This is a genomic window from Streptomyces scabiei 87.22 (assembly GCF_000091305.1).
GTDB lineage: Bacteria > Actinomycetota > Actinomycetes > Streptomycetales > Streptomycetaceae > Streptomyces > Streptomyces scabiei.
Genome location: NC_013929.1, coordinates 7,044,981 through 7,068,108, shown reverse-complemented (window position 1 = coordinate 7,068,108; position 23,128 = coordinate 7,044,981). Strand labels below are relative to the sequence as shown.

20 protein-coding genes are annotated in these 23,128 nt (G+C 74.2%); 15 read left to right on the top strand and 5 right to left on the bottom strand.

Annotated elements, in window-relative coordinates; genetic code table 11:
• The first annotated feature begins 54 nt into the window (after positions 1–54).
• From SCAB_RS30435 to SCAB_RS30425, 3 genes are read left to right on the top strand one after another with little or no spacing between them, the layout of a single operon-like run.
• On the top strand, positions 55–669 hold the full coding sequence (locus SCAB_RS30435) for a hypothetical protein (protein ID WP_013003945.1): 615 nt from the start codon (positions 55–57) through the stop codon (positions 667–669).
• A complete protein-coding gene (locus SCAB_RS30430; RefSeq protein WP_231885149.1) occupies positions 666–1,505 on the top strand; it encodes a toxin-antitoxin system, toxin component in 840 nt (279 codons plus the stop codon). Before SCAB_RS30435 ends, SCAB_RS30430 begins: the two co-directional genes overlap by 4 nt.
• The gene (locus SCAB_RS30425) at positions 1,502–2,899 is read left to right on the top strand and encodes an MAB_1171c family putative transporter (protein WP_013003943.1); all 1,398 of its coding nucleotides are present in this window, start codon (positions 1,502–1,504) and stop codon (positions 2,897–2,899) included. Before SCAB_RS30430 ends, SCAB_RS30425 begins: the two co-directional genes overlap by 4 nt.
• A gap of 77 nt (positions 2,900–2,976) precedes the next feature.
• On the opposite strand, the gene SCAB_RS30420 is transcribed toward SCAB_RS30425, so the two are convergent.
• From SCAB_RS30420 to SCAB_RS47855, 4 genes are all read right to left on the bottom strand, one after another.
• The gene (locus SCAB_RS30420) at positions 2,977–3,849 is read right to left on the bottom strand and encodes an SMP-30/gluconolactonase/LRE family protein (RefSeq protein WP_013003942.1); all 873 of its coding nucleotides are present in this window, start codon (positions 3,847–3,849) and stop codon (positions 2,977–2,979) included.
• The gene (locus tag SCAB_RS30415) at positions 3,846–4,619 is read right to left on the bottom strand and encodes an IclR family transcriptional regulator (RefSeq protein WP_013003941.1); all 774 of its coding nucleotides are present in this window, start codon (positions 4,617–4,619) and stop codon (positions 3,846–3,848) included. The genes SCAB_RS30420 and SCAB_RS30415 overlap by 4 nt, the downstream gene beginning before the upstream one ends.
• 341 nt (positions 4,620–4,960) lie before the next feature.
• Complete coding sequence (locus SCAB_RS30410; protein WP_013003940.1) at positions 4,961–6,202, bottom strand: helix-turn-helix domain-containing protein; 1,242 nt, start codon at positions 6,200–6,202, stop codon at positions 4,961–4,963.
• Positions 6,203–6,205: 3 nt separating this feature from the next.
• Positions 6,206–6,358 (bottom strand): hypothetical protein, encoded by a 153-nt coding sequence (locus tag SCAB_RS47855; RefSeq protein WP_013003939.1) that lies wholly within the window; start codon positions 6,356–6,358, stop codon positions 6,206–6,208.
• 211 nt (positions 6,359–6,569) lie between these two features.
• On the opposite strand from SCAB_RS47855, the gene SCAB_RS30405 reads away from it, so the two are divergent.
• The 12 genes from SCAB_RS30405 to SCAB_RS30350 all read left to right on the top strand — a co-directional run bounded on the left by SCAB_RS30405 (position 6,570) and on the right by SCAB_RS30350 (position 20,652).
• On the top strand, positions 6,570–7,547 hold the full coding sequence (locus SCAB_RS30405; RefSeq protein WP_013003938.1) for a DUF3068 domain-containing protein: 978 nt from the start codon (positions 6,570–6,572) through the stop codon (positions 7,545–7,547).
• A gap of 284 nt (positions 7,548–7,831) precedes the next feature.
• Positions 7,832–8,983: a glycosyltransferase family 4 protein gene (locus SCAB_RS30400; protein ID WP_013003937.1), complete on the top strand. Its 1,152-nt coding sequence runs from the start codon at positions 7,832–7,834 to the stop codon at positions 8,981–8,983.
• A gap of 179 nt (positions 8,984–9,162) precedes the next feature.
• Entirely contained in the window at positions 9,163–9,843 is a 681-nt protein-coding gene (locus tag SCAB_RS30395) for a class I SAM-dependent methyltransferase (protein WP_037725329.1), read from the top strand.
• Positions 9,840–14,273, top strand: coding sequence for an alpha-(1->3)-arabinofuranosyltransferase (locus tag SCAB_RS30390; protein ID WP_037725147.1), 4,434 nt, complete (start codon positions 9,840–9,842; stop codon positions 14,271–14,273). Before SCAB_RS30395 ends, SCAB_RS30390 begins: the two co-directional genes overlap by 4 nt.
• A complete protein-coding gene (locus SCAB_RS30385; RefSeq protein ID WP_013003934.1) occupies positions 14,270–15,706 on the top strand; it encodes a condensation protein in 1,437 nt (478 codons plus the stop codon). The genes SCAB_RS30390 and SCAB_RS30385 overlap by 4 nt, the downstream gene beginning before the upstream one ends.
• Positions 15,703–16,461: a class I SAM-dependent methyltransferase gene (locus SCAB_RS30380; RefSeq protein ID WP_013003933.1), complete on the top strand. Its 759-nt coding sequence runs from the start codon at positions 15,703–15,705 to the stop codon at positions 16,459–16,461. The genes SCAB_RS30385 and SCAB_RS30380 overlap by 4 nt, the downstream gene beginning before the upstream one ends.
• Before the next feature lie 15 nt (positions 16,462–16,476).
• Positions 16,477–17,394 (top strand): DMT family protein, encoded by a 918-nt coding sequence (locus SCAB_RS30375; protein WP_013003932.1) that lies wholly within the window; start codon positions 16,477–16,479, stop codon positions 17,392–17,394.
• A complete protein-coding gene (locus SCAB_RS30370) occupies positions 17,391–17,648 on the top strand; it encodes a Trm112 family protein (RefSeq protein WP_013003931.1) in 258 nt (85 codons plus the stop codon). Before SCAB_RS30375 ends, SCAB_RS30370 begins: the two co-directional genes overlap by 4 nt.
• Positions 17,645–18,493, top strand: coding sequence for an FkbM family methyltransferase (locus SCAB_RS30365; protein WP_013003930.1), 849 nt, complete (start codon positions 17,645–17,647; stop codon positions 18,491–18,493). Before SCAB_RS30370 ends, SCAB_RS30365 begins: the two co-directional genes overlap by 4 nt.
• A complete protein-coding gene (locus SCAB_RS30360) occupies positions 18,453–19,085 on the top strand; it encodes a hypothetical protein (protein ID WP_046773305.1) in 633 nt (210 codons plus the stop codon). The genes SCAB_RS30365 and SCAB_RS30360 overlap by 41 nt, the downstream gene beginning before the upstream one ends.
• A gap of 155 nt (positions 19,086–19,240) precedes the next feature.
• Complete coding sequence (locus SCAB_RS30355) at positions 19,241–20,233, top strand: MEDS domain-containing protein (RefSeq protein ID WP_041669836.1); 993 nt, start codon at positions 19,241–19,243, stop codon at positions 20,231–20,233.
• A complete protein-coding gene (locus SCAB_RS30350) occupies positions 20,230–20,652 on the top strand; it encodes an ATP-binding protein (protein ID WP_041669832.1) in 423 nt (140 codons plus the stop codon). The genes SCAB_RS30355 and SCAB_RS30350 overlap by 4 nt, the downstream gene beginning before the upstream one ends.
• On the opposite strand, the gene SCAB_RS30345 is transcribed toward SCAB_RS30350, so the two are convergent.
• Positions 20,630–23,029 carry an ATP-binding protein gene (locus tag SCAB_RS30345; protein ID WP_013003926.1) on the bottom strand — a complete coding sequence of 800 codons (2,400 nt, stop codon included), beginning with the start codon at positions 23,027–23,029 and terminating at the stop codon, positions 20,630–20,632. The genes SCAB_RS30350 and SCAB_RS30345 overlap by 23 nt on opposite strands.
• Positions 23,030–23,128 lie beyond the last annotated feature (99 nt).

The following is a 23,128-nucleotide window of genomic DNA, read 5'->3' as shown; positions in this document are numbered from 1 at the left end:
AACGATCGTTGGATTCCCGTGGTCTCGGCGTCCGCGGGCACGTAGGGTCGGCCCGTGCCCGCCCTGCCAGACACCCTTGCCGAGACCCTGACCCGCCTCGACGCCCTCATCGACGTAGGCGGAGGTGACCGGGACCGGCTCCTCGACGTCCCGGCGCTGGCGCGGCGCACCGGCCTCGCCGAGGACGTGGTCGGGGCGTTGCTCGACGGGGACGAGCCCGCGGCCGACCGGGTCGACGACCGGGTGCGCGGGCGGCTGCGCGCCCTGCACGAGGTGTACGCCGCACAGAGCGGCAAGCGGCCCGGTGAGGTCTGCCGGGAGGTCGCGGAGCGGCTCTCCATCAGCCCGGAGTGGGCCCGGCAGTTGCTGCTCGGCCGCAAGACGCCGAACGTGGCCGACCTGACCGAACTCGCGGAGTTCTTCGGCGCCCGGGAGGGTGTCCGGTTCTTCACCGACCCGGCCCCGTCCGTGCTGAACCGGGAACTCGGCCGTCTGCTCGGTGAATTCGAGGGCGGCGACGGCGACGGGCCGCTGGTGGAGTTCGCCACCCGGCACGGGGTGGTCACGCTCGCGCTGCGCGGCCATCGGCTGACCCCCCGCAAGCAGGAGGCTCTCGCCGTCATGCTCGAAGGGCTGCTCGGCGTCGACGACGAGGAGGCGCGCCGATGAGCCGCGCCGAAGGCCCGGGCGGCCGGGGCGCACGCGCGGACGCCGGCCGGAACGGCGAGGTCGCCGCGACGCGCGGGGCGGCCGGGGCGCGTGGGACGGCCGGGGCGCGTGGGACGGCCGCGACGCGCGGGACGGCCGGGGCGCGTGGGTTCTCCGCTCTGCGCGGGGCCCTCGGCAGGGCGCGGGCCGCGCTGCTGCCCTCGCGGTCCGGCGCCGAGATGCGGAAGCTGACCTCGGGGCTCGGCAAGGCGGTCCGGGGGCGGCTCGACGGGCCCGTCGGCGTACAGGAGTTGGGCGCGGCGCTGTGCGCGGAGATGAGCGCGCGGCGGGGCGGGCGGCCGGTGAAGCTGCGGTTCGAACGGTTCCCGGACGGCATAGGGGTGACCGGACTGTGGATGGAGTTCCCCGACTTCGACCTGGTGATCGTCGAGGAGCGCGCCGAGACGGTGCAGCAACTGGTCATCCTCGGGCACGAGTTGTGGCACATGCACGCCGGGCACTGTCATCACCCGCTGCCGGGCCCGGACACGGCGCTCGCGCTCTCCGGTGAGGCGGGCGGGCCGGACGCGCCGAGCGGGTCCGCGTTGCCGTCGCTCTCCCCCGAGCTGTCGGCGGCACTCGGCCGGGGAGGGACGCCCATCGCCGCGCGCCACGGCTCCCACGAGTCGGAGGAGCAGGAGGCCGAGGACTTCGGGCACCGGCTCGCCACCGCGTTCCGTTCCTGGGTGGACACCGGACAGGACGGCCCGGCCGGAACGGCGGACCGGGGCGGCCCGGCCGACCCCGTCGGCCAGGCCCTCCAGGCGACCCTTGGCTATCGCAGGCACCGCAGATGAGGGAGACGGCCGTGCCGGCGACGACCGGGGCATTCGGCTCCACCGGTCCCGCCGACTTCTTCGGTGACCTGTACATCTCGTTCTGGATCCCCACAGCCGTACTGACCGCCGCGCTGATGATCAAGCTGCCCGGCATCGTGAAGCTGTGGCGGGACTCCCTGCTGCGGGCGGTGGGCGGGCTGCTGCTGCTCGCCGCCTGCGTCTTCGTGTTCGCGGTGCCCTCGGTCATCGCCTGGACCAACCAGGTCGCGGGAGTGCCGAACATCGCCGCGCCCTGGGTGTACTCGCTGATCACCGCGTTCTGCGCGTGCTGTCTGCTGCTGATCGTCGCCTGGCGCAACGGCCCGGCCGACCGCTCACCGGCGACCCGCCGGCTCATGCGCTGGGTCGCCGCCGTCTACACGGCGGTGATCGTCGTCCTGTGGGTGCTGTTCGCGCTCGCGGACGTCCCCCGCGAGCGGCTGCGCGACCTCGACACGTACTACGCGACCACGCCCTTCATGCGCGAGGAGATCCTGCTCTACCTCGGCGCGCACACGGCGGCCTGTGCGATCACCTACCGGCTGATCCGCAACTGGGTCCGCGCGGACGGCCTGGACCGGTGGCTGCGCGCCGGACTGCGGGCGCTGGGGCTGGGCTGCGCGCTCAACCTGGTGTTCGACGCCGCGAAGTTCACGGCGGTGGTCGCCCGCTGGACGGGGCACGACCTGGACTGGCTGAGCACGCACGTGGCGCCGCCGGTCGCCGCCCTGGCCGCCATCTGCATCGCGGTGGGTTTCATCGTTCCGCACGGCGGCCAGTATCTGCGGGACCGCTGGCGGGTGCGGGCCGTCCACCGGCGGCTGCGGCCGCTGTACCTGCTGACCCGGACGGTCGACGACTCCCGGGTGCCCTTCGCGCTGCGCGCCACCCCGGAGCTGCGCCTCACCCGCCGGGAGACGTTCATCCGGGACGCCCTGCTCCGGCTGACCCGCCACCTCGACGACGACCTGCGGCGCCGGGCGTACGACGCGGCGCTGGACCTCGGGCACGAGCCCGGCCGGGCCAGGGCCCTCGCCGCCGCCGTGACCGTCCAGGACGCGGTGGCCGCACGGAGGCGGTCGCCCGGCGGCACGGCGACGGCCACGCTCACGTCGGGCCCGCTCGTCTTCCCCGCCCACACGGCGGGTGCGGACGGCCCGGCGGGAGCGGGGGACGCCCAGGGCGTGCCCGGCCGGGCGGCCTTCCCGGAGATCACGGTCGCGACGGACTTCACCGATCTGCTCCAGGACATCGAGGCCGTGTCCCGGGTGCTGCGCGCGCCCGCCGAGATCGAGGCGGTACGGACGCTCGCCGCCGCCAGGGCCCCCGCCCCCACCGCCGACGCCGAGAGCGGTGTGCCCGCACGCGAGTGACGGCAGGCCCGAGTGCGTGGAACGCCGCGGCCGCCCGCCTCACGGCGGGCGGCCACCTGATGCCGTTTCCTCCGGGATCAGCCCGCGAACGCCGGCTGGGCCAGGCCCTTGCCCGCGCCCGGGACGACCAGCAGGGAGCCGGACAGGGGGTGAGGGGTGTCCGTGCCCGTACGGGCCGTCGTGATGTAGAGGTCGGTGAGGTCCGGGCCGCCGAAGGCACAGGCGGTGGGGCGGGGGGTGGGGAGGGGGACCACGCGGTCCAGGGTGCCGTCCGGGGTGTAGCGGCGGACGGCGCCGCCCTCCCAGAGGGCGACCCAGACACAGCCCTCGGCGTCGACGGTGAGGCCGTCGGGGAAGCCGCCGCCGTCCTCGATCGTCACGAAGGGGCGCCGGTTCACGGGCAGCCGGCCCTCCGTCGCGCCCGTGTCCGCGTAGTCGAAGACGTCGATGCGGCAGGTCGGCGAGTCGATGTAGTACATCAGCCGTCCGTCCGGGCTCCAGCCGGTGCCGTTGCTGACGGCGACGTCGTCGAGGACGGTCGTGGTGAGCCCGTCGGCCGTGAAGCGGGCCAGGGTGCCGCCGCCCGGGGCCTCGTCGTAGCGCATGGTGCCGGCGAAGAGGGAGCCGTCGGGTGCCACGGCGGCATCGTTGGCGCGGCGGCCCGGCACCGGCTCGTGGTGCAGCCAGCGGAACGTGCCGTCGGGGTCGGTGAGGCCGACGCCGTCACGGAGGTTCAGGACGAGGCCGCCGCCGACGCGGGGCTTGACCGCGCCGACGTGCTGCTCGGTCACGAGGACCGTGCGGCGGCCCGAGGCCGGGTCGTACGTGTACACGCGCGACCCGAGGATGTCGATCCAGATCAGACGCTGGGCGTCGGCGTCCCAGGTGGGTCCCTCGCCGAGGGCCGCGTACTCCCGTACGGCGATCTCGTAACCCGTGTTCGCGCTCATGCCATGCTCCGGTGGCCGAGGCGCTCGGACAGTTCCGCGGCGCCCTTGGCGGCGAGCTGCTCCAGCTCGATCCGGCGCTCGTCGCTCCAGCGGATCATGGGCACGGAGATGGAGATCGCGGCCACGACCCTGCCGGTGCGGTCGCGGACCGGCGCGGCGACGCAGGAGACGTCCGGGTTGGACTCGCGGTTCTCCACGGCGAGACCCCGCTCACGGATCCGGGCCAGGGTCTCGCGCAGGGCGGCCGGGTCGGTGATGCTGTTGGGGGTCATGGCGAGCAGGTCGGCGTCGTCCGGGATCCGGGCGTTCAGCTCGGCCTCGGGAAGGGAGGCGAGGAGCATCTTGCCGACGGAGGTGCAGTGCGCCGGGAGGCGGCGGCCCGCGGCGGAGACCATGCGGACGGCGTGCGTGGAGTCGACCTTCGCGATGTAGATGACGTCCGTGTACTCCAGGATCGCCACGTGCACCGTCTCGTCGCAGGTCTCGGCGACGGACCTGGCCACCTGCTGGCCCTCGGCGGCGAGGTCCAGCTGCTCGGCGTAACGGCTGCCGAGCTGGTACGGGCGGACTCCGAGGCGGTAGCGTCCCGGCTGTCCCTGGACCTGGACGATGTATCCCCGGGCGGCGAGCGTGGTGACCAGCTCGTGCACGGTGGTGCGGGGCAGCTGGAGCCTGCGCACGATGTCGGGGGCGGAGAGTGTGCCGTCCCCGTCCAGGAAGAGCTCCAATATGTCGAGCGCCCGGGTCACGGCAGGTACGAGGCGTCCCACAGCCGGCCCCCTCCCTCTGTCTGTCGGTTCTGTCTGCGGCGGTGTTCGAAATTTCAACGGTCGATCGGCATGACGAACACAGGCTAGTCATAGTGCGTTGACCGGGCAATAACCTCGGACGATCGAGCGGGGGGACGATCGCGGGGTGCGTGGTCGAGTGCGGGTCCGGTGGGGGCTGGTCGCGCAGTTCCCCGCGCCCCTGAGAAGCAGGGGCTGCGCCCCGTGCTTCTCAGGCCCGCAGGGCCTGGGCTTTTGGGGGCGCGGGGAACTGCGCGACCAGCCCCCACCGGACCCGCACCCGCCGACGAATCACGCACCCCCACCCCGGAAGGCGCCCCGGATCACCGCCGCCCGCGCGGATCCCCCAGCTCCCCCCGCAACCGCTGCGCCCGAAGCACCAGCTCCAGCTCGAACCGGCGGTCGGGATCGTCGATCTCGTCGCCCCACAGCTCGCGGATCTGCCGCAGGCGATAGCGGACCGTTTGCGGGTGCACACCCAGGCGCGCGGCGATCTCGGGGGCGCCGCCGCGGGTCTCCAGCCAGGCGAGCAGCGTCTCGGCGAGCCGGCGGCCGTGCGTGGGCCCGCAGTGGGCCAGCGGCGCGAGGCAGCGCAGGGCGAGGTCGTCGATCAGTTCCTCGGGCTGGAGGAGAACGAGCGCCTCGGTGTGCTCGGTGCAGTGCAGGACCTCGCCGCCGGGGAGCAGCCGGCGCTCCATGAGGCGTACGGCCGCCTCCGCCCAGCGCAGCGACTTCGCCGCGTCGGCCAGCGGCACCGGCGGTCCGATCGCGCCCGACCAGCCGGTCAGCGCACGGTGGAGGAGTTCGGGCCGGCCGCGTGCGTCCGGTTCGGGGACGACCATGCGGGGCTGCTCGTACTCCATGTCCAGCAGGACGCCCTGGCCGACGGCGGGGGCCATGGCCTCGCGGGCGGGCCGTAACAGGACGCCGACGGCGACCTTCTCCGGGAGGGTCCAGCCGATCCGGGCCGCGCGTTCGGTGAGCGCGTCCGCGGGGTCGCCCCGGTGGTGCTCGGCGAGCAGGAGCTCCATCAGCCGGCGTTGCAGTCGCAGCCGTTCACCGGCCTGCCGGGCCGCCGCCTCCGCGTAGCCGCGCACCGACTGGTCGACCAGACCGTCCAGGTACTCGTATCCGGCGTCGACCAGCTCGTACATCGCGGGCGGCGGGATCTGCACGCGCTGGCCGATCTCCGCGAAGCGGCGCCAGGCCAGACGTACACCGAGGCGGTAGATCGCCTGCAGCGAATCCAGGCTGCGGCCGTTCAGGCCCTCGCCGCGGCCGAACTCCTGGAAGACGCCGGGAGGCACCCGCGGGCGGCCCTCGGCGGTCTCCAGGTGCTGGACGAAGACCTCGATCGCGCGGCGGATGCCGATGAGGGCCATCGGCTCGCCGGACTCGTCGAGGACGACGGGCAGATGGGGGTACTCGCGGCGGATCTCGCGCAGGATCTCCTCGGCGAGGGCGGGGGCCTCGGCCATGGCGATCGCGGCGAACTCGCGCACCTGCAGTCGCGGCACGTCGTGCCAGGCGGAGCGGACGGTGACGGCACCCGGTCCTCCGGTCACCCCTCAGCGCTCCTGACCGGCGTTCTCGTAGGTGATGAGCGGGGTGTTCGGCTGGTCCGGTGTGGCGTCGAGCAGGGCGACGACACCGAACGCGGCCCCCGCGGCGAGAGCGGCGGCGGCCGCCATGGTCAGTGCGGCGGCGAGCAGTCTGGACATCGCAGGGGCAGCCTCTCGGTCGACAGGTCGTCCCCACCCAGGGCACCCCGCGGACTCAGTGTCAGCAATGCATTGACACTGCGTCAAGACTCCGCCTACGGTTCCCGGCCCATACACAGCCCCCATCGGCACGCGCACATTCCCCCCAGGCGTCGCGCTTTTCCGCACGCCTACCCGAGCCGCACCTCCCAACGCCCCCTGGAGTGCCCGGATGCGCCGTACAGCTTCACCACTCTCACTGGTCCTGCTGGGCCTCGGCACGTTCCTGCTGGTCCTCGCGCCCCTCCTCGCGTGGTACGTGGCGCCGAGGGCCGCCGTGAACCCGATCGACATCGACACGACCGCCGTCTACTCCGGCACCGGCAGCGTCTTCGACGTGGAGCAGGTGAAGACCGTGCCGGGCCAGGACATCACCGTCACCCAGCGGGTACGCGGCGATGTGGCCGAAAGTGAGCGCAGTGGGGCCGCCGTGTGGGACGTGATCACCTCCGTCGACACCGAGAAGACACTGCCGGCGGCCGACCCGCACGACGCGCTGGACTTCTCCCCGCACCGCTGGGTCAGCGACCGCAGGACCAACCGGCCCGTGCACTGCTGCGACGAGAAGCCGTACATCGAGGGCGAGGCGTACCTGAAGTTCCCCTTCGACGTGCAGAAGCGCTCCTACCGCTGGTGGGACAACACGCTCGGCGCGACGGTGACGCTCCACTACGAGGGCCGCAAGAAGATCCGGGGCTATGAGGGGCTGCGGTTCACGGCGAAGGTTCCGGCCACGAAGACCGGCACCCGGCTGGTGCCCGGCGCCCTCGTCGACGAGCCCGCCCGGCCGCAGGTGCTCGCCGAGGAGTGGTACGCCAACCACGGTCTCGAACTGGTCGTCGATCAGAGCACGGGGCGTGTGCTCTACGCGCAGACCGGACCGCGCCGGACGCTGCGGGCGCCGGGCGGCACCGAGGACGCGGCGGTGCTGCTCGACAGCCGGAAGCTCGCGTTCACCCCGGCCACGCAGAAGTTCGCGGTGGACCAGGCGGAGAAGGACAGCGGACTGCTGCGGCTGGTGGGGCTGACGGTGCCGATCGGCGCCACTGTGGTCGGTTTCTTCCTCGCCGTGGCCGGTGCCGTACTGGTCGCACGGGGCAGGCGGCACCCCGAAACGCCCGAGTCGTCCCAGCAGGAGATCACGATGTGACAGGGCGTCAGTTGAATAAACCCCGAAAATTGTCACGCCGGTGAGTAGCAGCTTCGAACCGCTGGGCGAAAACTGTCCACCCCACCTGAGCACAGCCCACCCACACCTCGCCCACAGCGACTCCGGACACCTGCCGGTACTCCCGACCCCCGTACGTCCGAGCACCTCCGAGGCACGCGCGACCCGCACGACCCACCCGGACCCCACGCCCCACCGGAACATCCCCCACGGCGAACGTCCTTCTCCCCGCTGAGTTCCGCACCCCGAGACGAGTTGGAGCACCCATGCCCCAGCACGTGCCGTTCTCGCTGGTCGAGGTGTTTCCGCACCTCGACCGGCACCGGTCGGCAAGCCCCCCACAGCCGCGCCGGATCGTCTTTCTCGCCCGCCGTGACCTCGGTAATCCGGCGGCGGGGGGCTCCGAGCTCCTCGTCGACCGGCTCGCCGACGGCCTGACCCGGCTCGGTCACCAGGTCACCCTGCTGTGCGGCGGCCCGGCGGCCTACCGCGACTACCGGGTCGTGTCGGCCGGCGGCGACCTGAGCCACCATCTGCGCGCCAGATCGGCCTTCGCCCGTCAGGTCGGCGACTGCGACCTGCTGGTCGAGGTGTGCAACGGCATGCCCTACCTCGCCCCACTCTGGCACCACGGTCCGACGATGTGCCTGGTCAACCATGTGCACACGGATCTGTGGAAGCTGCGGTTCGGCGGCGCGCTGGCACCTGCCGCGCGGCTCGGCCGCCGCCTCGAACACTGGTCGCTGACGGCCGCGCAGCGCCGGAACCTGCTGGTCGCCGTCTCCTCGTCGACGGCGACCGCGCTCCGCTCGATCGGTGTGGACCGGGACCGGATACGGGTCGTGCACAACGGGGTCGAGGAGCCGGGGCCGCGTGCCGAACGGTCGGCCGAGCCACTGTTCGTGGCGGTGGGCCGGCTGGTCGAGTACAAGCGGATCGATCTGCTGCTGCGGCTGTGGGAACGGGTGCGGCCGGTCACGGGCGGACGGCTCGTGATCGTCGGCGACGGACCCGAACGGGAACGGCTGCGGGCGATGGCCGGGGCCGGGGTCGAGTTCGCCGGGCACGTGTCCGAGGAGGAGAAGCACCGGCTGCTGTGCGCGGCCTGGCTGCTGCTGCATCCCTCGGCCGTGGAGGGGTGGGGGCTGGTCGTCACGGAGGCGGCCGTACGGGAGACACCGTCGGTGGCCTTCGACGTGCCCGGACTGCGGGACTCCGTCGTGGACGGGGAGACGGGTGTGCTGGCCCGGGGGGAGTCCTCCTTCGCCGCGGCGTGGTGCGCGCTGGCGCTGTCGACCGACCGGCGGGTGCTGATGGGGAAGGCCGCGCGGGAGCGCGCCGCGCACTACCGGTGGGATCGCACTGTGCGGCAGTTCAGGGCGGTGGCCTCCGAGGCGGTGAGGGGTTGGACTCCGTGAAGGCGGGGCCGAGCGCCAAATGGGGTGCCACCAGGGTGCGTTGGCGAGTGCGCGTGCATCGTGGCCTGTCGCGCCCACGCGGCGGAGCCGCCCCTGTCACAGCCCCGCGCCCCTTGAGCGGACCGGCGGCTTTCAAGGACCCCTCGTTTCGGCGGTCGCTCGCCCTCTTCCGGGCCTTCATGCGGGAGCAGGACGATCCCGAGTACTGCTACTCGCTGCTGGCCCGTGACGCCGTCGACCAGGTCGAGGCGTACGGGGGCCGGCCCGTGGACGGGCTGACCGTCGTCGATGTCGGCGGTGGCAGCGGGTACTTCACCGAGGAGTTCCGGCGGCGGGGCGCCCAGGCGTACCTCTTCGAGCCGGATCTGCGGGAGCTGGGGACGAAGCCGCCCGACGGGGCCGTGGTCGCCGACGGGTACCTCCTCCCCCTGGCCGACGGGGTCGCGGACGTCACGTTCACCTCCAACGTGCTGGAACACGTCGCCGATCCGCCGACCTTCCTCAGCGAACTCGCGCGGGTCACCCGGCCCGGCGGGCTGATCTACGTGTCGTTCACGAACTGGCTCTCCCCCTGGGGCGGGCACGAATGGGCGCCCTGGCACTACCTGGGAGCCGAACGGGCACGGGCCCGCTACCGGCGCCGTACGGGCAGGGACGCCAAGCACACCCTCGGCGAGAACCTCTTCGCCGTGCACATCGGACGCACTCTGCGGCAGGTGCGCGGCCGGGACGACGTGACGGTCGTGTCGGCGCGCTCCCGCTACTGGCCGTTTCTCGCGGAGACCGTCGTGAAGGCGCCGGGACTGCGTGAGTTCGCCACCTGGAACCTCCTCCTCATCCTCCGGCGGTGTCCACCATGACGAGCACGGTCCAGGCTCCACCCCCCGCGCCGGTGCGGCCCGCGGGCACGACCGAGGGACCCCCCGAGGGCCCTCGGTCGCGGCGCTGGCTGCTGGGATTCTGGGCCGTGGTGTTCGTCCTGCTGGTCGCGGCGCAGCCGGGGCGGCAGACCTTCGACACCAAGCTCGGGGTCACCGTCGATCCCTGGCAGTTCGTCTCCGACCTCGGCCAGTTGTGGCACGACCGGGGCGGGTTCGGCGGCATCCAGGACCAGTACGTCGGCTATCTGTGGCCGATGCTGCCCTACTACGGACTGACCGACCTGGTCGGGCTGCCGGTGTGGCTGGCGGAGCGGCTGTGGCTGTCGCTGATCGTGTCGGTGGCCTTCTGGGGCGCGCTGCGGCTGGCCGAGCGGCTGGGGGCCGGGAGCTCCGCGTCGAGACTGCTCGCCGCCGGCGCCTATGCGCTGTGGCCCGTGTTCACGACGGTCGTGGGGTCGACCTCGGCAGCCGCGCTGCCGGGGGCGTTCCTGCCGTGGGTGCTGCTGCCGCTGACGAACGAGCGGTACAGCGCCCGGGTGGCGGCGCTGCGGTCGGCGCTCGTCATCCCCTTCATGGGCGGGGTCAACGCCTCCGCGACCCTGGCCTCGCTGCTGCCGGTCGGGCTGTATCTGCTCACCCGCAGACCGGGACCCCGGCAGCGCGGGCTCATCGCCTGGTGGGTGCCGGGGGTGCTGCTGGCGACCGCCTGGTGGGTGGTCCCGCTGCTGCTGCTCGGCTTCTACGGGGAGAACTTCCTCCCGTACGTGGAGAGTTCACAGACCACGACGGCCACCATGTCCGCCACCGAGGCTCTGCGCGGTGCCGGGAACTGGGTGGGCTATCTGCACTTCGGTGAGCCCTGGCTGCCGGCCGGCTGGTCCGTCGCCGCGTCGGTCGTCGTGATCCTGTCGTCGGCGCTGGCGGCCGGGCTGGGCCTGGCCGGGCTGGCGCGGCGGGACATGCCCGAGCGCCGGTGGCTGGTGCTGACCGTGCTGGTGGTCGCGCTGTTCACCCTCGCCGGGTACGGCGGCGCGTTCGGGGCGCCCTTCCACGGGGTGGTCCAGGACTGGCTGAACGGAGGGCTGGTGCCCTTCCGGAACATCTACAAGTTCCAGACGGGGCTGGCGCTCGCGCTCGTTCTCGGGCTCGCGCACGTGGTGGGCGTGGCCGCGCAGGCGCGGGGTGCCCGGCAGGTGCGGGGACGGCGGTTCGCCCCGCTGGCCGCGGCCGTCCTCGTCGTACCCGGGCTGCTGTGGCCGTATCTCAACGGGTCGGTGCTGCAGCCGGGTTCGTTCCAGGAGCTGCCCAAGTACTGGCAGGCGACGGCGAACTGGCTGGAGAAGTACTCCCCGGACTCCCGCGCGCTGGTCGTACCGGCCACCGCGCACGGCATGTACACCTGGGGCACCACCGTCGACCAGCCCCTGGACGTCCTCGCCGACTCCCGCTGGGCACAGCGCGACTACGTCCCCTTCGGCACCCCCGGCAACCGGCGCGCGATGGACGCCGTCGAGCAGGCGCTGCTCACGGGCGGTGAAGTGCCGGGACTCGGCGACTACCTGAGCCGGGCGGGCCTCTACTACGTCGTCGTCCGCAACGACCTCGACCCCGATCAGATCGGCGCGGTGCCGACCACGACCGTGAAGCGGACCCTGGAGCAGTCCGGGTACGAGCGGGTGACCGGGCTCGGTCCCGTGATGACCGGCGGACGGATCGCCGAGGGCACCCCGCTGCAGGTCGAGGGGTTGTACGCACGGCAGCGGGCCGTGGAGATCTACCGCCCGGCCCAGGACGTGCCGCGTCCCGGGCAGGCGGGGCTGAAGGCGATCGCCGACACGGCCGTCGTCTCCGGCGGCCCCGAGTCGCTGCTGCCGCTGGCCGCCGACCCGGAGCTGCGCGACCGGGCCACCGTGCTGACCGGCGACAACCACCCCGGGCTCGGCACCCCGGCCGTGCAGGTGGTCGGTGACGGGCTGCGCCGGGCGGACACCCGTTTCGGCCTGGTCAACGCCAACACGTCGTACACGTACACGGCGAACGAGCGCAACCCGAGCGGGAGCGTGCAGGACCCCGGGGCGAAGCCGAAGCAGATCCTGCCGGTGTCGGGCCTGGACCACCAGACGGTGGCCGAGCTGCGCGGCGCCAGGGCGGTGACCGCCTCGACCAGCGGCAACTGGCTGTTCCACCTGCCGCAGTACGACCCGGTGAACGCCTTCGACGGCGACCGGAACACCGCCTGGGCGGAGGGCGCGCCCGGGTCGGCGGACGGGCAGTGGCTGCGGATCGACTTCGACGGCAGCCAGGACGTCCCGTCGTCCTTCGAGGTCACCCCGCTGCCGCAGGACGGGGTGCGGTCGGCGCCGACCCGGATCAGGGTGGAGACCGAGCGGGGCTCCCGCTCCACGAACCTCCAGGCCGACGGATCGACGCAGAACGTCGACGCCCCTCCGGGCGACACGAACTGGCTGAAGATCACGATCCTCGACTCGGCGGAGCGGCAGACCGGGCTCGTCGGCGCCGGCTTCTCCGAGATCGACCTGCCCGGCGTCAAGGTCACCCGGATGCTGCGGCTGCCGACGGACGCCCAGGGCCCCGACGGCACGGCCGCCTCGGCCGAGGTGGTCTCGCTGTCACGCGCGGCCGACCCGACCGGCCTCTCCCCCACGGGCACGGAACCGGGGCTGCACCGCACCTTCGGCACCGCCACGGCGGGAACGTACGAGGTGAGGGCGACGGCCGTGCCCGTGCCGGGCGACGCACTCGACAGGCTGCTGTACGAGGTCGCGCCCGAGCAGCAGACCCAGATCAGGGCGAGCGCCGATTCCACGGCCTCCCTCGGGGCCGGGCTCTCGCCGCGCAACCTGACCGACGGCGACCTGACCACGGCGTGGATCGCGGGCGACGACCCCACGATCCACCTCGCCTGGGCCGACAAGTGGCCGGTCGGCTCGCTGGTCCTGGCCCCGGCGGGCGGCCTTTCGGCCCGGCCCACGCAGGTCGAGATCAGCTCCCCGGACGGTGCCGCCGTCGCCGGTGTCGACGAGAACGGCTGGGTCCGCTTCGACCCGATCACCACCGACCGGCTCGACATCACGGTCACCGGGACGGCCCCGCTGACCCTCCACAACCCGGTCGCCGACGAGGACCTGCAACTCCCGGTCGGCCTCACCGAGGCGTACGTCCCCGCCCTCGACCAGTTCCGCACCCCGCAGCCCGCCCCCACCCGGGACTTCGAGCTGCCGTGCGGCAAGGGCCCCACGGTCGAGGTCGACGGAACGCTGTACGAGACGAGCGCCCGGGGCACCGTCCAGGACCTGACGGAGCGCCGGCCGGTCGATCTGACGCTCTGCCGGAACGGCAAGGCCGGCGGCGCGCTGGAACTCGGCGCGGACGACCGCCACACCTTCGAGTCCGAAGACACGGACGCCCTGGCGGTCGCCACCGCGACCCTCACCCGGGGCTCGATCGCCGAACCCGCGGTCAGTGGGCGGGAGTTGGGCATTCGGGACTGGCTCGGCGACCGTCGGGAGGTCACCGTCGGCGACGGTGCGGCCTCCTATCTGACCACCTACGAGAACTTCAACGAGGGCTGGAAGGCCACCCTGGGCGGCCGTGAGCTGACCCCCGTGCGGCTCGACGGCTGGCAGCAGGGCTGGCGCGTCCCCGGCGGCGCGGGCGGCACGGTCAAGCTGTCCTACGAGCCGTCCGTGACGTACGAGGCCGGGCTGATCGGTGCGGGGGTGGGTCTCGCGGCCCTGATCGGGCTGGCCCTGTGGCGCCGCCGGGAGACCAACCCCGACGAGCCGCAGCCGGCGCCGCCCGGCCCCGGCCCCTGGCTCGGCGTGGTCGCCCTCACCCTCGTCGGCATCGTCGTCGCGGGCTTCCTCGCCCTCCTCGTCCCGCTGCTGGCCCTGCTCGCCCGCAGGAGGCACAGCCTGCTCGTGCCGATCGCCTTCCTCGCCCTGGCGGGCGCGGGGGTCGCCGCCGCACTCGGGGCGGGAGAGCCGGTCGCGGCGGGCGGGGGCGCGTTCGGCCATGCCGCCCAACTCCTCGCGCTGACCGGCCTGTTCGCGGGACTGGTGAGCCTGGGGGACGCGGTGGAGGGCGCCCCGGACCGGACCGGCACGACCCGGCGGTTCGCGGTCCCGCCGGGAGCCCCGACGGAACCGTTGCCGCAGCGCAGGCGGGTGGACGCGACGCCGAACGGCGGGGCGGCGGGCGGCGGGTCCGTGGCCGGTCCGACGATCTCGGCGCGCGGGCCGGGCGCCGCGCAGGAGGACCCGGACACCCCGACCCGGCGGATCGCGTTCACCAAGCCGAAGTCCGAGGCACCGCCGAGGTCCGAGGCGTCGCCGGAGGGCGGCGGCCCCGCGGGAGGCGACGGTACCGGCAAAGGAGGGGCCGTATGACGACGCTGGACCACCCCGCGCGGGACGACGCCGCCCCCGGGCCCGTCCGCATCCCCTTCCCGGTGGTCGACGAGGTGTCCCGGCACTGCGCCCAGGAACAGGAACCCGAGACCGTCCACATCGAGGTCCACCTCCCCGGCCGGCTCGACCCCGGCCGGCTCCGCACCGCCTTCGTCACCGCCCTGCGCGCCCACCCCCGCATCCTCATGCGGGAGGCGCCGGGGCGGTGGTGGAGCCGCCGCTACGAGTGGGAGCTGACCGAGGGGCCGGAGGTCGAGGTGGTGGCCTTCCCGCCCGCCGGCCCGCACGCGCTGCGGGACGCGCGGACGAGGTCCCTGGTCGAGGCGCCCCCGCTGACGCTGTCGCCGCCGATCCGTCTGGAGGTGGTCCGGGGCGCGGGGCCCGCGGTGGGCAGCGAGGCGACCGACGCGGTCGGCCTCGCCGCGGGCCGCCCCGCCGCCGGGGCGGCCGAGGACGCCCCGGCCGGGCCGGACCGGACGGCGGCCCCCGGAGAACCGAAGGGCACCGTCCTCTTCCTCACCGTCAACCACACCGCGCTCGACGGCCCGGCCTGTCTGCGGATCCTCGCCACCGCGGCCCAGCTCTACGGCGGCGAGGACAACGCCCCCACGGCCCCGCCCGTCCGCCCCGCTCCCGCCCCCGACGAACCGGCCGCGCCCGGCGCGGACACCCCCTCGCCCTGGGCCCGCCCGGCCCGGGTCGCCGCCGGCACCCCCGAACCCTCGCCCGGCAACGGCCTGCTCGTCACCGAACTGCCCGTGCCCCGCCGCCCGAAGGGCGCCCCCTACACCGTGAACGACCAGCTCATGGTCACCACGGCCCTGATGCTCGCCCACTGGAACCGGGAACACGGCGCCCACCCCCGCCCCCTGCGCATCACCATGCCCGTGGACGACCGCCCGAGGGACACGGACATGGCGATAGGCAACGGCACCCGCCTGGTCGAAGTCCCCTTCTCCCCCGGCGAGTTGCACCCCGAGCACACCCCGCTGCCCCTTCTGCTGCGCCGTACGGCCGAACGCACCCGCGCCCTGAAGTCCCTCCCGAGGCCCCAACTCGGGCACGGCGCCTCCCTGCTGACGGCACCGGTGGTCCCCGTCGCCTGGCGGGCGGCCCTCACCCGGGGCCTGCGCAGAGCCGCGGGCCCCTGGACCTCGACCACCCTGCTCAGCAACATCGGCCGCATCCCCTACTCCCTCGACTTCGGCGAGGAGGCCGGCCGCGCCCACGCCGTGTGGTTCTCGGCCCCCGCCCGCATGCCCCGCGGCTTCACCGTCACCACCGCCTCCACCGCGGGCCGCCTGCACGTGGCCCTGCGCTGGTCCCGCGCCCTGCTCGGCCACGGCGACGGGGCCCACCTCCGGGACCTCTTCGAGCACTATCTGCACGCGACGCAGGAGGACGCCCGGTGACACCGGCCACCTCGCCCACCACCTCGGCCGAGCCGCCCGTGCGGGGACTGCGGGACTTCTACGAGGACCCGTCCGTGCCCGTCGCCTCCGGCACCCCCCGCAGCCTCGCCCAGGCCCGTATGCTCGCCGCCGCCCTGGGCCCGGCGGCCAGGACGGGCCCCCGTACCGTCCTCGACATCGGCTGCGGCGACGGCACGGCCGCCGCCACCGCCGCCCCGCTCCTCACCGGCCACCGCGTCATCGGCGTCGACTGGTCCCAGGACGCTCTCAGACGGGCCCGCACCCGCATCCCCCACGCGATCCGCGGCGAACTCACCGACGGCGGACTGCCGTTGCGGGGGGAGTCCGCCGACGCCGTCCTGTTCAGCGAGGTCATCGAGCACCTCGTCGACCCGGACGCCGCCCTGGACGAGATCCGCCGCGTCCTGCGCCCCGGCGGCCACCTCATGCTGTCGACCCCCAACCTCGCCGCCTGGTACAACCGCGCCCTGCTGCTCGCGGGCGTCCAGCCGGTCTTCTCCGAGGTGAGCCTGCGCGGCATCCACGGCCGGCCGGGGACCGAGGTCGTGGGTCATCTGCGGCTCTACACCGCCCGCGCGCTGCGGAAGTTCGTGGCCGCGTCCGGCTTCGAGGTCGTCCGGCTGCGCGGGGCGCCCTTCCACGGCGTACCGCGCCCGCTGCGGCCACTGGACCGCCTGGCCTGCGCCGCCCCGTCGGTGGCGTCGATCCTGCTGCTGCACGCGCGAAGGACGTAGGCGATGTGGTGGGGAGTGGCCGCGGCCCTGCTGGCGAACGCGCTCTACAGCACCGGGTTCGTCCTGGAGAAACGGGCGCTCACCGCCATGCCGCAGGTCACGGTCCGCGCCCCGGTGAGACTGCTGCGGCAGGTCGTCGGCAGCCCGCTGTGGATCGCCGGTTCGCTGTCGCTGGCCGCCGGGTTCGCCGCCCAGCTGGCCGTGTACCGGACCCTGCCGATCGCCGCCGCCCAGGGCATCTTCGTGTCGGGGCTGGTCCTGCTGGTCCTGCTCTCGGCACGCCTGCTCGGCGAGCGGACCACGGGCCGGGAGCGGTACGCCCTCGGAGCCATCCTCGTCGCGCTGCTGATGGTGGTGCTGTCGCTGGACGAGAACGCCGACACCGTCGGCCACCGGGCTCCGTACGCGCTGGTTCTGACGATCTGCCTGCCCGCGCTGGCGGCCGGGGTGGGGCTCTACCGGTCCGCCGAGCGGCGCGCCCGGCACCGGCACCGGCTGCCCACCACGGGCGTCGAGTACGGCGTGGCCGTGGGCCTGCTGTACGGCGTCAGCTCACTCGCGATCAAGGGCGTGTCCAGCCGACTGACCACCGACGGGTTCGGGGAGGCGGTGACGGGCCTGCTGCGCTCCCCGTACCCGTATCTCCTGCTCGTCACCGGCGCGTTCGGCCTGGTGATGTCGCAGGCGGCGCTGCAGCGCTGCCGGGCCTCGCTGATCGTGCCGGTCTGTACGACGGTGACCTCCCTGTTCACGGCGGTGCTCGGCACGCTGTCGTTCGGCGAGTCGCTGCCCGGCGATCCACTGCGGCTGACGCTGCGGCTGTCCGGCACCGTGCTGGCGGTCGCCGTACTGCTGAGCATGCCCAAGCACGACACCCCGGCGCCCCCGGCGTCCCACGACCCCTCACCGGCCAAGGAGTTGACTCCTCCATGAATCCCGACGACCCGTTGCTCCAGATCCTGGCGTGCCCGCTGGACAAGGGCCCACTGCACCTGGTGGTCCACGAGGAGGAGGGGGAGCCTACCGGCGCCACCGGCGCGCCCGAGTCGCTGTACAACCCGCGGCTGCACCGGCGCTACCCGATCGTCGACGGCATTCCCCAGCTGCTGCCGTCCTCGGGCGAGCAGGTGACCGAGGACGAACACGAGAAACTCTCCGCGCTGCTGCCGAGGAGGACGGGTTCATGACCACACTCGCCGCACGGCTGGCGCCGCTCCTCCCGGACCGGCTGGTCGCCGCGGCCGCCCGGTCCGTCTATCCGCGCTTCGAACCGGAGCTGAACCGGCTCGGCGACCTGTGCCCGCCGGACTGCGGTACGGCGGTGGACGTCGGCGGCTGGTACGGCCCCTGGACCCACCGGCTGGCGGCGCGGGCGGCGCGGGTGGTGACCGTGGAGCCCGCGCCCCGGCTGGCCCGGCTGCTCGCCGCGTCGGCGCCCGCCAACGTCCGGGTGGTCCAGGCCGCCGCCTCGGACGGCCCGGGCACCGCCCGCCTGTGGCTGCCGTCCGGCGACGACGGCGGCCGCGGGGTGTCCTCCCTGGTCCGCCGGGACATCCACGCCCGCGCTCTGGACGTCGACTGCGTCACCCTCGACGGGCTCGGCCTGACGGACGTCGGCTTCGTCAAGATCGACGTCGACGGCAACGAACTCGCCGTCCTGCGCGGCGCGTCGGGCCTGCTGGCCCGGGACCGCCCGGCCCTCTTCGTGGAACTGGAGGCCCGTATCCAGCCGATCGCCCCGGTCGTCGACCTCCTGGCCGGACTCGGCTACGCCGGCTGGGTCCTGCCCGCCGGGACCTGGCTGCCCCTCGTCCCGGCCACCCTGGAGGCCCACCAGGCGCGCACCTCGCACCGGGCGTCCCAGGGGCTGCTCCGGCGTGTCCTGCCGCTCGCCGGGCGGTACGTCAACTCGGTGCTGTTCCTGCCGGACGGGCGCCGCCCGGGTGAGCGGGCCGGTGGCCGCCGGGCCGCCTCCGGTGCCGTGGGCCACGATGGACCCCATGTCCTCCGCGAAGCGCCCCGGCCCCGATAGGCCCTCCGGTCCGTTCACCCCGCTGGACTTCCAGCTCGTCCTGCTGCGCCGCATGGCCGACCACAACCCGGGACTCGTCGAGGACGCCCGCCGTGAGCTGGGCGTCTCCGTCGCGGACATGCGGGAGGCGAACCGGCGGTGGCAGGCGATGGTGCGCTCGCCCCGGGCGCGGGGCTCGGCGTCCCGCTACCGGTCGGTCCTGGGCGCGCCGGAGTCCGTCGCCGACCGGAGGATCGGCGACCTGGACTGCGAGGCGTGGCTGTGGCCGGTGCCGTTGTGGGCCGACCTCCGCTTCGAGGTGCTGCTCGCGCCGAACGGGGCGGTGTGGAACGAGTGGCTGGTGCGGGCTCCGGGGGCGGCCGCGCCCGAGCCGCGCGCGCTGGAGGATCTGACGCCGTGGTCCTGCACGGTGGACGAGGTCGCGCGGGCGTTCGCGCCGGTACGGCCCCTGGAGGGGACGGCGCCCACACGGTGGGGACTGCGCTTCCACGCGCCCGACGGACAGGGCGTGCGGCGGGAGTGTGTCGCGGAGTTCACCTGGGGGTTGCTGCAGCGGACCGCCACCGTCCCGCAGCGGCCTGACAGCACCTGATCGCGTCGCATCAGCTCACGCGCACCACCGGTCGAATGCCGTCGCGATCGCTCACCAGGGCATCACGAACGGACGATTGGTGATCATCCGGCTGTAAGGGGCACCGCTGGGCCTACTGTCCGTACCGAGTGGTGATCTCACGGAAGGGCAGCCCCATGACGACCCGGCACCCCGCGGAGCGAACCGTGCCCGTCGAGCGGCTGCGGCTGGGGGACCACGCCTGCATGGGACCGGGGACGCCGGACGAGGCCGGTCAGTCGCCCTGGAAGGTGTTCACCGCGTACACCCGGACCAGCCTGGCGCGCGGGGAGAAGGTCCTGCTCGTCATGGACCCGGACGACCTGAGCGACGACGAGGTGGTCGCCCTCCTGGACCGGGGCAGCGGACAGGTCGTGGCCGCGCGGGCCGGCGGTCAGCTGTCGCTCAAGCGCAGCACGGAGATCTACGCCCCCGACGGCCGCTTCCGGGAGCGGCGCACGATCGACGCCTACGCCTCCGAGGTGGACCGTGCCTGCGAGGAGGGCTGGACGGGGCTGCGGGTCACCGCGGACATGAGCTGGGCGCCCCGGATGAACCTCGGCCACGACCGGCTGCTCGACTACGAGGCGTCCGTGGCACCGCTGTTCGCGGACCCGCTGTTCACCGCGATCTGCTGGTACGACCGGCGGCACTTCGACGACGACGTGACGGCCCGCGTCGGCAAGGTGCACCCGCTGCGGGTCATGGAACGCCTCGACTCCCTGGAGGCCGCCGAGACCCCCGACGGCGGGCGGATCGCCGGCAGCGCCGAACTGAGCACGCGCACCGAGTTCGTCGAGGCCCTGCGCGAGGCACTGGAACGCCGTGACGAGGCCGGCCCCAGCCATCTCGTCCTCGACCTGCGCGACCTGTGTTTCATGGAGGCGCACTGTGCCTGGCAGCTGATCAGCCTCGCCGCGTCCCTCCCGGCCGGCAGCGAGGTCACCGTGCGCTGCGGCGAGCTGCTGGGGCTGGTGCTGGAGCAGTTGGGTGCCGGCGAGGTACCCCAGCTGCTGGTCAGCGTGGAGGCGGACGGGGACGGGGACGGGGACGGAGAGGCCGGCGGGGCCGGGGCCGGGATCAGGCCCGGGGCCGGACCCGGTCTCGGTCTCGGGGGAGGCGCCGGGTGAGAGAAGTCTTGCTGCTGCGGACGGAGTTCGACGCGGGCGGCCTCCCCCTGCTGCGCTCGCTCGTCGAGGAGGTCGGCCTCCGGACCGGCCTCGCCGGCGCCGTCCGGGGCGCCCTCGTCCAGGCCGTGGCGGAGATCGCGGCGGACGCCGTGGAGCACGGGAGCGGCGCCGGAACCGTCGGCATCCGTTCGCTGGACGGCGCGTTGTGCTGCGAGGTCACGGAGCACGGGCCCGGCGCCACGGCGGAACGGAGCGCGGGGCTCGGGCCGCGGCTCGCCGAGGCGCTGGTCACGGCCCCGGGGGCCGGAGGCGGCCGGGTCCGGGTGCACGGCACCGCCCGGGGAACCTCGACCACCCTGTCCGTGCCCCTGCCGGCCTCCGCCACGGCCCCGCCCGCTACAGCCCCGCCCGCGCGCTGAACCAGGCCGCGACCTGACTGCGGTTGTGGAAGCCCAGCTTCACCAGGATGCGCTCGACGTGCCCCTCGGCGGTACGGCGGGCGATGACCAGGTGGTCGGCGATCTGTTTGTTGGTACGGCCCTGGGCGACGAGGGCGGCGACCTGGAGTTCACGGCGGGTGAGAGGGACGAGGTCGGCGGCCCCGGCGCCCTGGGCCGGAGACGTGCCGACGGGACCGGCGGCGGGGGCGGCATCCGCGCCCCCGGTCGAGGCGGCCCGCGCGCGGGAGGCCGGGGCGGGCCTCTCCCCCTCGCGCGCGCCGGGCACCCGGCCCCTCCCCGGCCCGCCGAGCGCGTACGCCACCGCCTGCTCGGCGGTCAGACGGCCGCCCCGGCGGTGGGCCAGGGTGTAACCCTGGTCGCCGAGGGCACGGCGGGCGTGGTGCTCGGCCGCGCGGGGGCGGCCGGGGCGCAGGGCGTCCATGGGGTTGCCGCCGATGTCGTGCCAGATGCGGTCGACGGCGCCGCGCAGCACACCCGCCCGCTCGGCGTCGCCCGCCAGGGCCTCGGCGGCGGCGAGCAGGTCGAGGGTGCGGGCGAGGCTCTGGTGCTGGCTCACGGTGTAGGGGAGCCGCAGGCAGGCGCGGGCGTGTTCGGCGGCGCGGCCGTACTGTCCGGCCGACCAGTGGGCGAGGGCGAGGGTGCGCAGCGCCCAGGAACGCGCCCACTGTTCACCGTGCGCCTCGCACAGGGCGACGGCCTCGGCGCACAGCGGGATGGCGTCCGCGGCGCGGCCCCGGCTGACGAGGGAGCAGGCCAGTTCGACGCGGGTGAGGACGACGAAGGCGGTGGAGGCGCGGGTCCGGCCCGGGACCAGGGCGCCGGCCGGCACGGGCGGGGGCGCGGGCACCGGGACTTCCGCGTCGGCGGCGGCAGCGCTGCGTAACGGGTCCAGGCCGGCGAGGACGGCGGCGGAGCGGCTGTGCACCAGCGAGGTCAGGGCACCCGCCCACATGGCGCGGGTCAGGCCGGCGTCGGGCCGGGCCCCGGCCCGCAGGGCACCGTCCATCCAGTGCCGGCCCTCGCCCCAGATGCCGCCCGCGACCCAGTGGAACCACAGGCCGGCGGCGAGCCGCAGCCCGTGCTGGGCCTCGCCCGGGGTGGTGAGACAGAAGTCCAGCGCGGCACGGAAGTTGTCCTGGTCGATACGGATGCGTTCGGTGATCTCCGCCTGGTCGGGGCCGAACCACGCCTGCTCGTACCCGGCGCCGAGACGCGCGAAGTGGTCGCGGTGCCGGCGGCGGGTGTCGGTGGCCTCGCCCAGGTCGTGCAGCTTCTCCAGTCCGTAGTCGCGCAGGGAGACCAGCAGCCGGTAGCGGACCTGCCCGGCGTGCTCCTCCCGGACCAGCACCGACTTGTCGACGAGCCCGGCGACGGCGTCCAGCACGGCGCACGGGGCGATCCTGTCCCCGGTGCCGTCCTCTCCGGCGCAGACGGCCTCGGCGGCGGCCAGATCGAAGCCGCCGACGAACACGGACAGCCACGCCCACACCAACTGCTCCTGCGGGGTGCACAGTTCGTGGCTCCAGTCGACGGCGGAGCGCAGGGTGCGGTGGCGGGGCGCGGAGGTGGGGCTGCCGCAGGTCAGGAGCTGGTAGCGGTCGTCGAGGCGTTCGACGAGCTGGTCGACGCCGAGGGCCCGCACCCGGACCGCGGCCAGTTCGATGGCGAGCGGCAGTCCGTCGAGGCGCCGGCAGAGCCGGGCCACCGCCTGTTGGTTCGCCTCCCCGACGGTGAAGCCGGGGACCACGGCCGCCGCCCGGTCGGCGAACAGTCTGAGCGCCGGGAAGGACTCGACCGCCGACGGGGTCAGTTCCTCCGGCGCGGGGGCGGGCAGCGGTGGCACCTCGAAGAGCTGTTCCCCGGCCAGACCGAGCCGGTGCCTGCTGGTGGCGAGGATCCGCACCCCCTCGGTGCCCGCCAGCACGGCCTGGGCGAGGACCGCGCAACTGCGCAGCAGGTGCTCGCAGTTGTCGAGGACGATGAGCAGGCGCCGGTCGCGCAGGTGGTCGACGAGGATCTCCAGCGGGGGCCGTACGGTCTCGTTGCGCACGCCGAGCGCGTCGTTCACGGCGTGCGGCACGAACGCCTCGTCGCTCAGGGCGGCCAGGGGCACGAGCCACACACCGTCCGGGAAGGCCCGCGCGGCCTCTCCCGCCACGTGTCCGGCGAGCCGGGTCTTGCCCACCCCGCCCGGCCCCGTCAGGGTCAGCAGTCTGCCCGCCGACAACAACCGTCTGACATCGGCGGCCTCGTCCCGTCGCCCCACGAAGCTCGTCAGCTCCGCCGGGAAACCGGAAGTGCGCCGCGACTCCCATCCGCCCACGATGCTGGTCACGCTCTCAGTTGTGGTTCCCGTACGCGCTGTTGTAACCCCGAAGGGTAGGCAGCGGGCACGGGCGGGACGCGCGCTTCGCGGATTTCCCGCCTCTTCGGG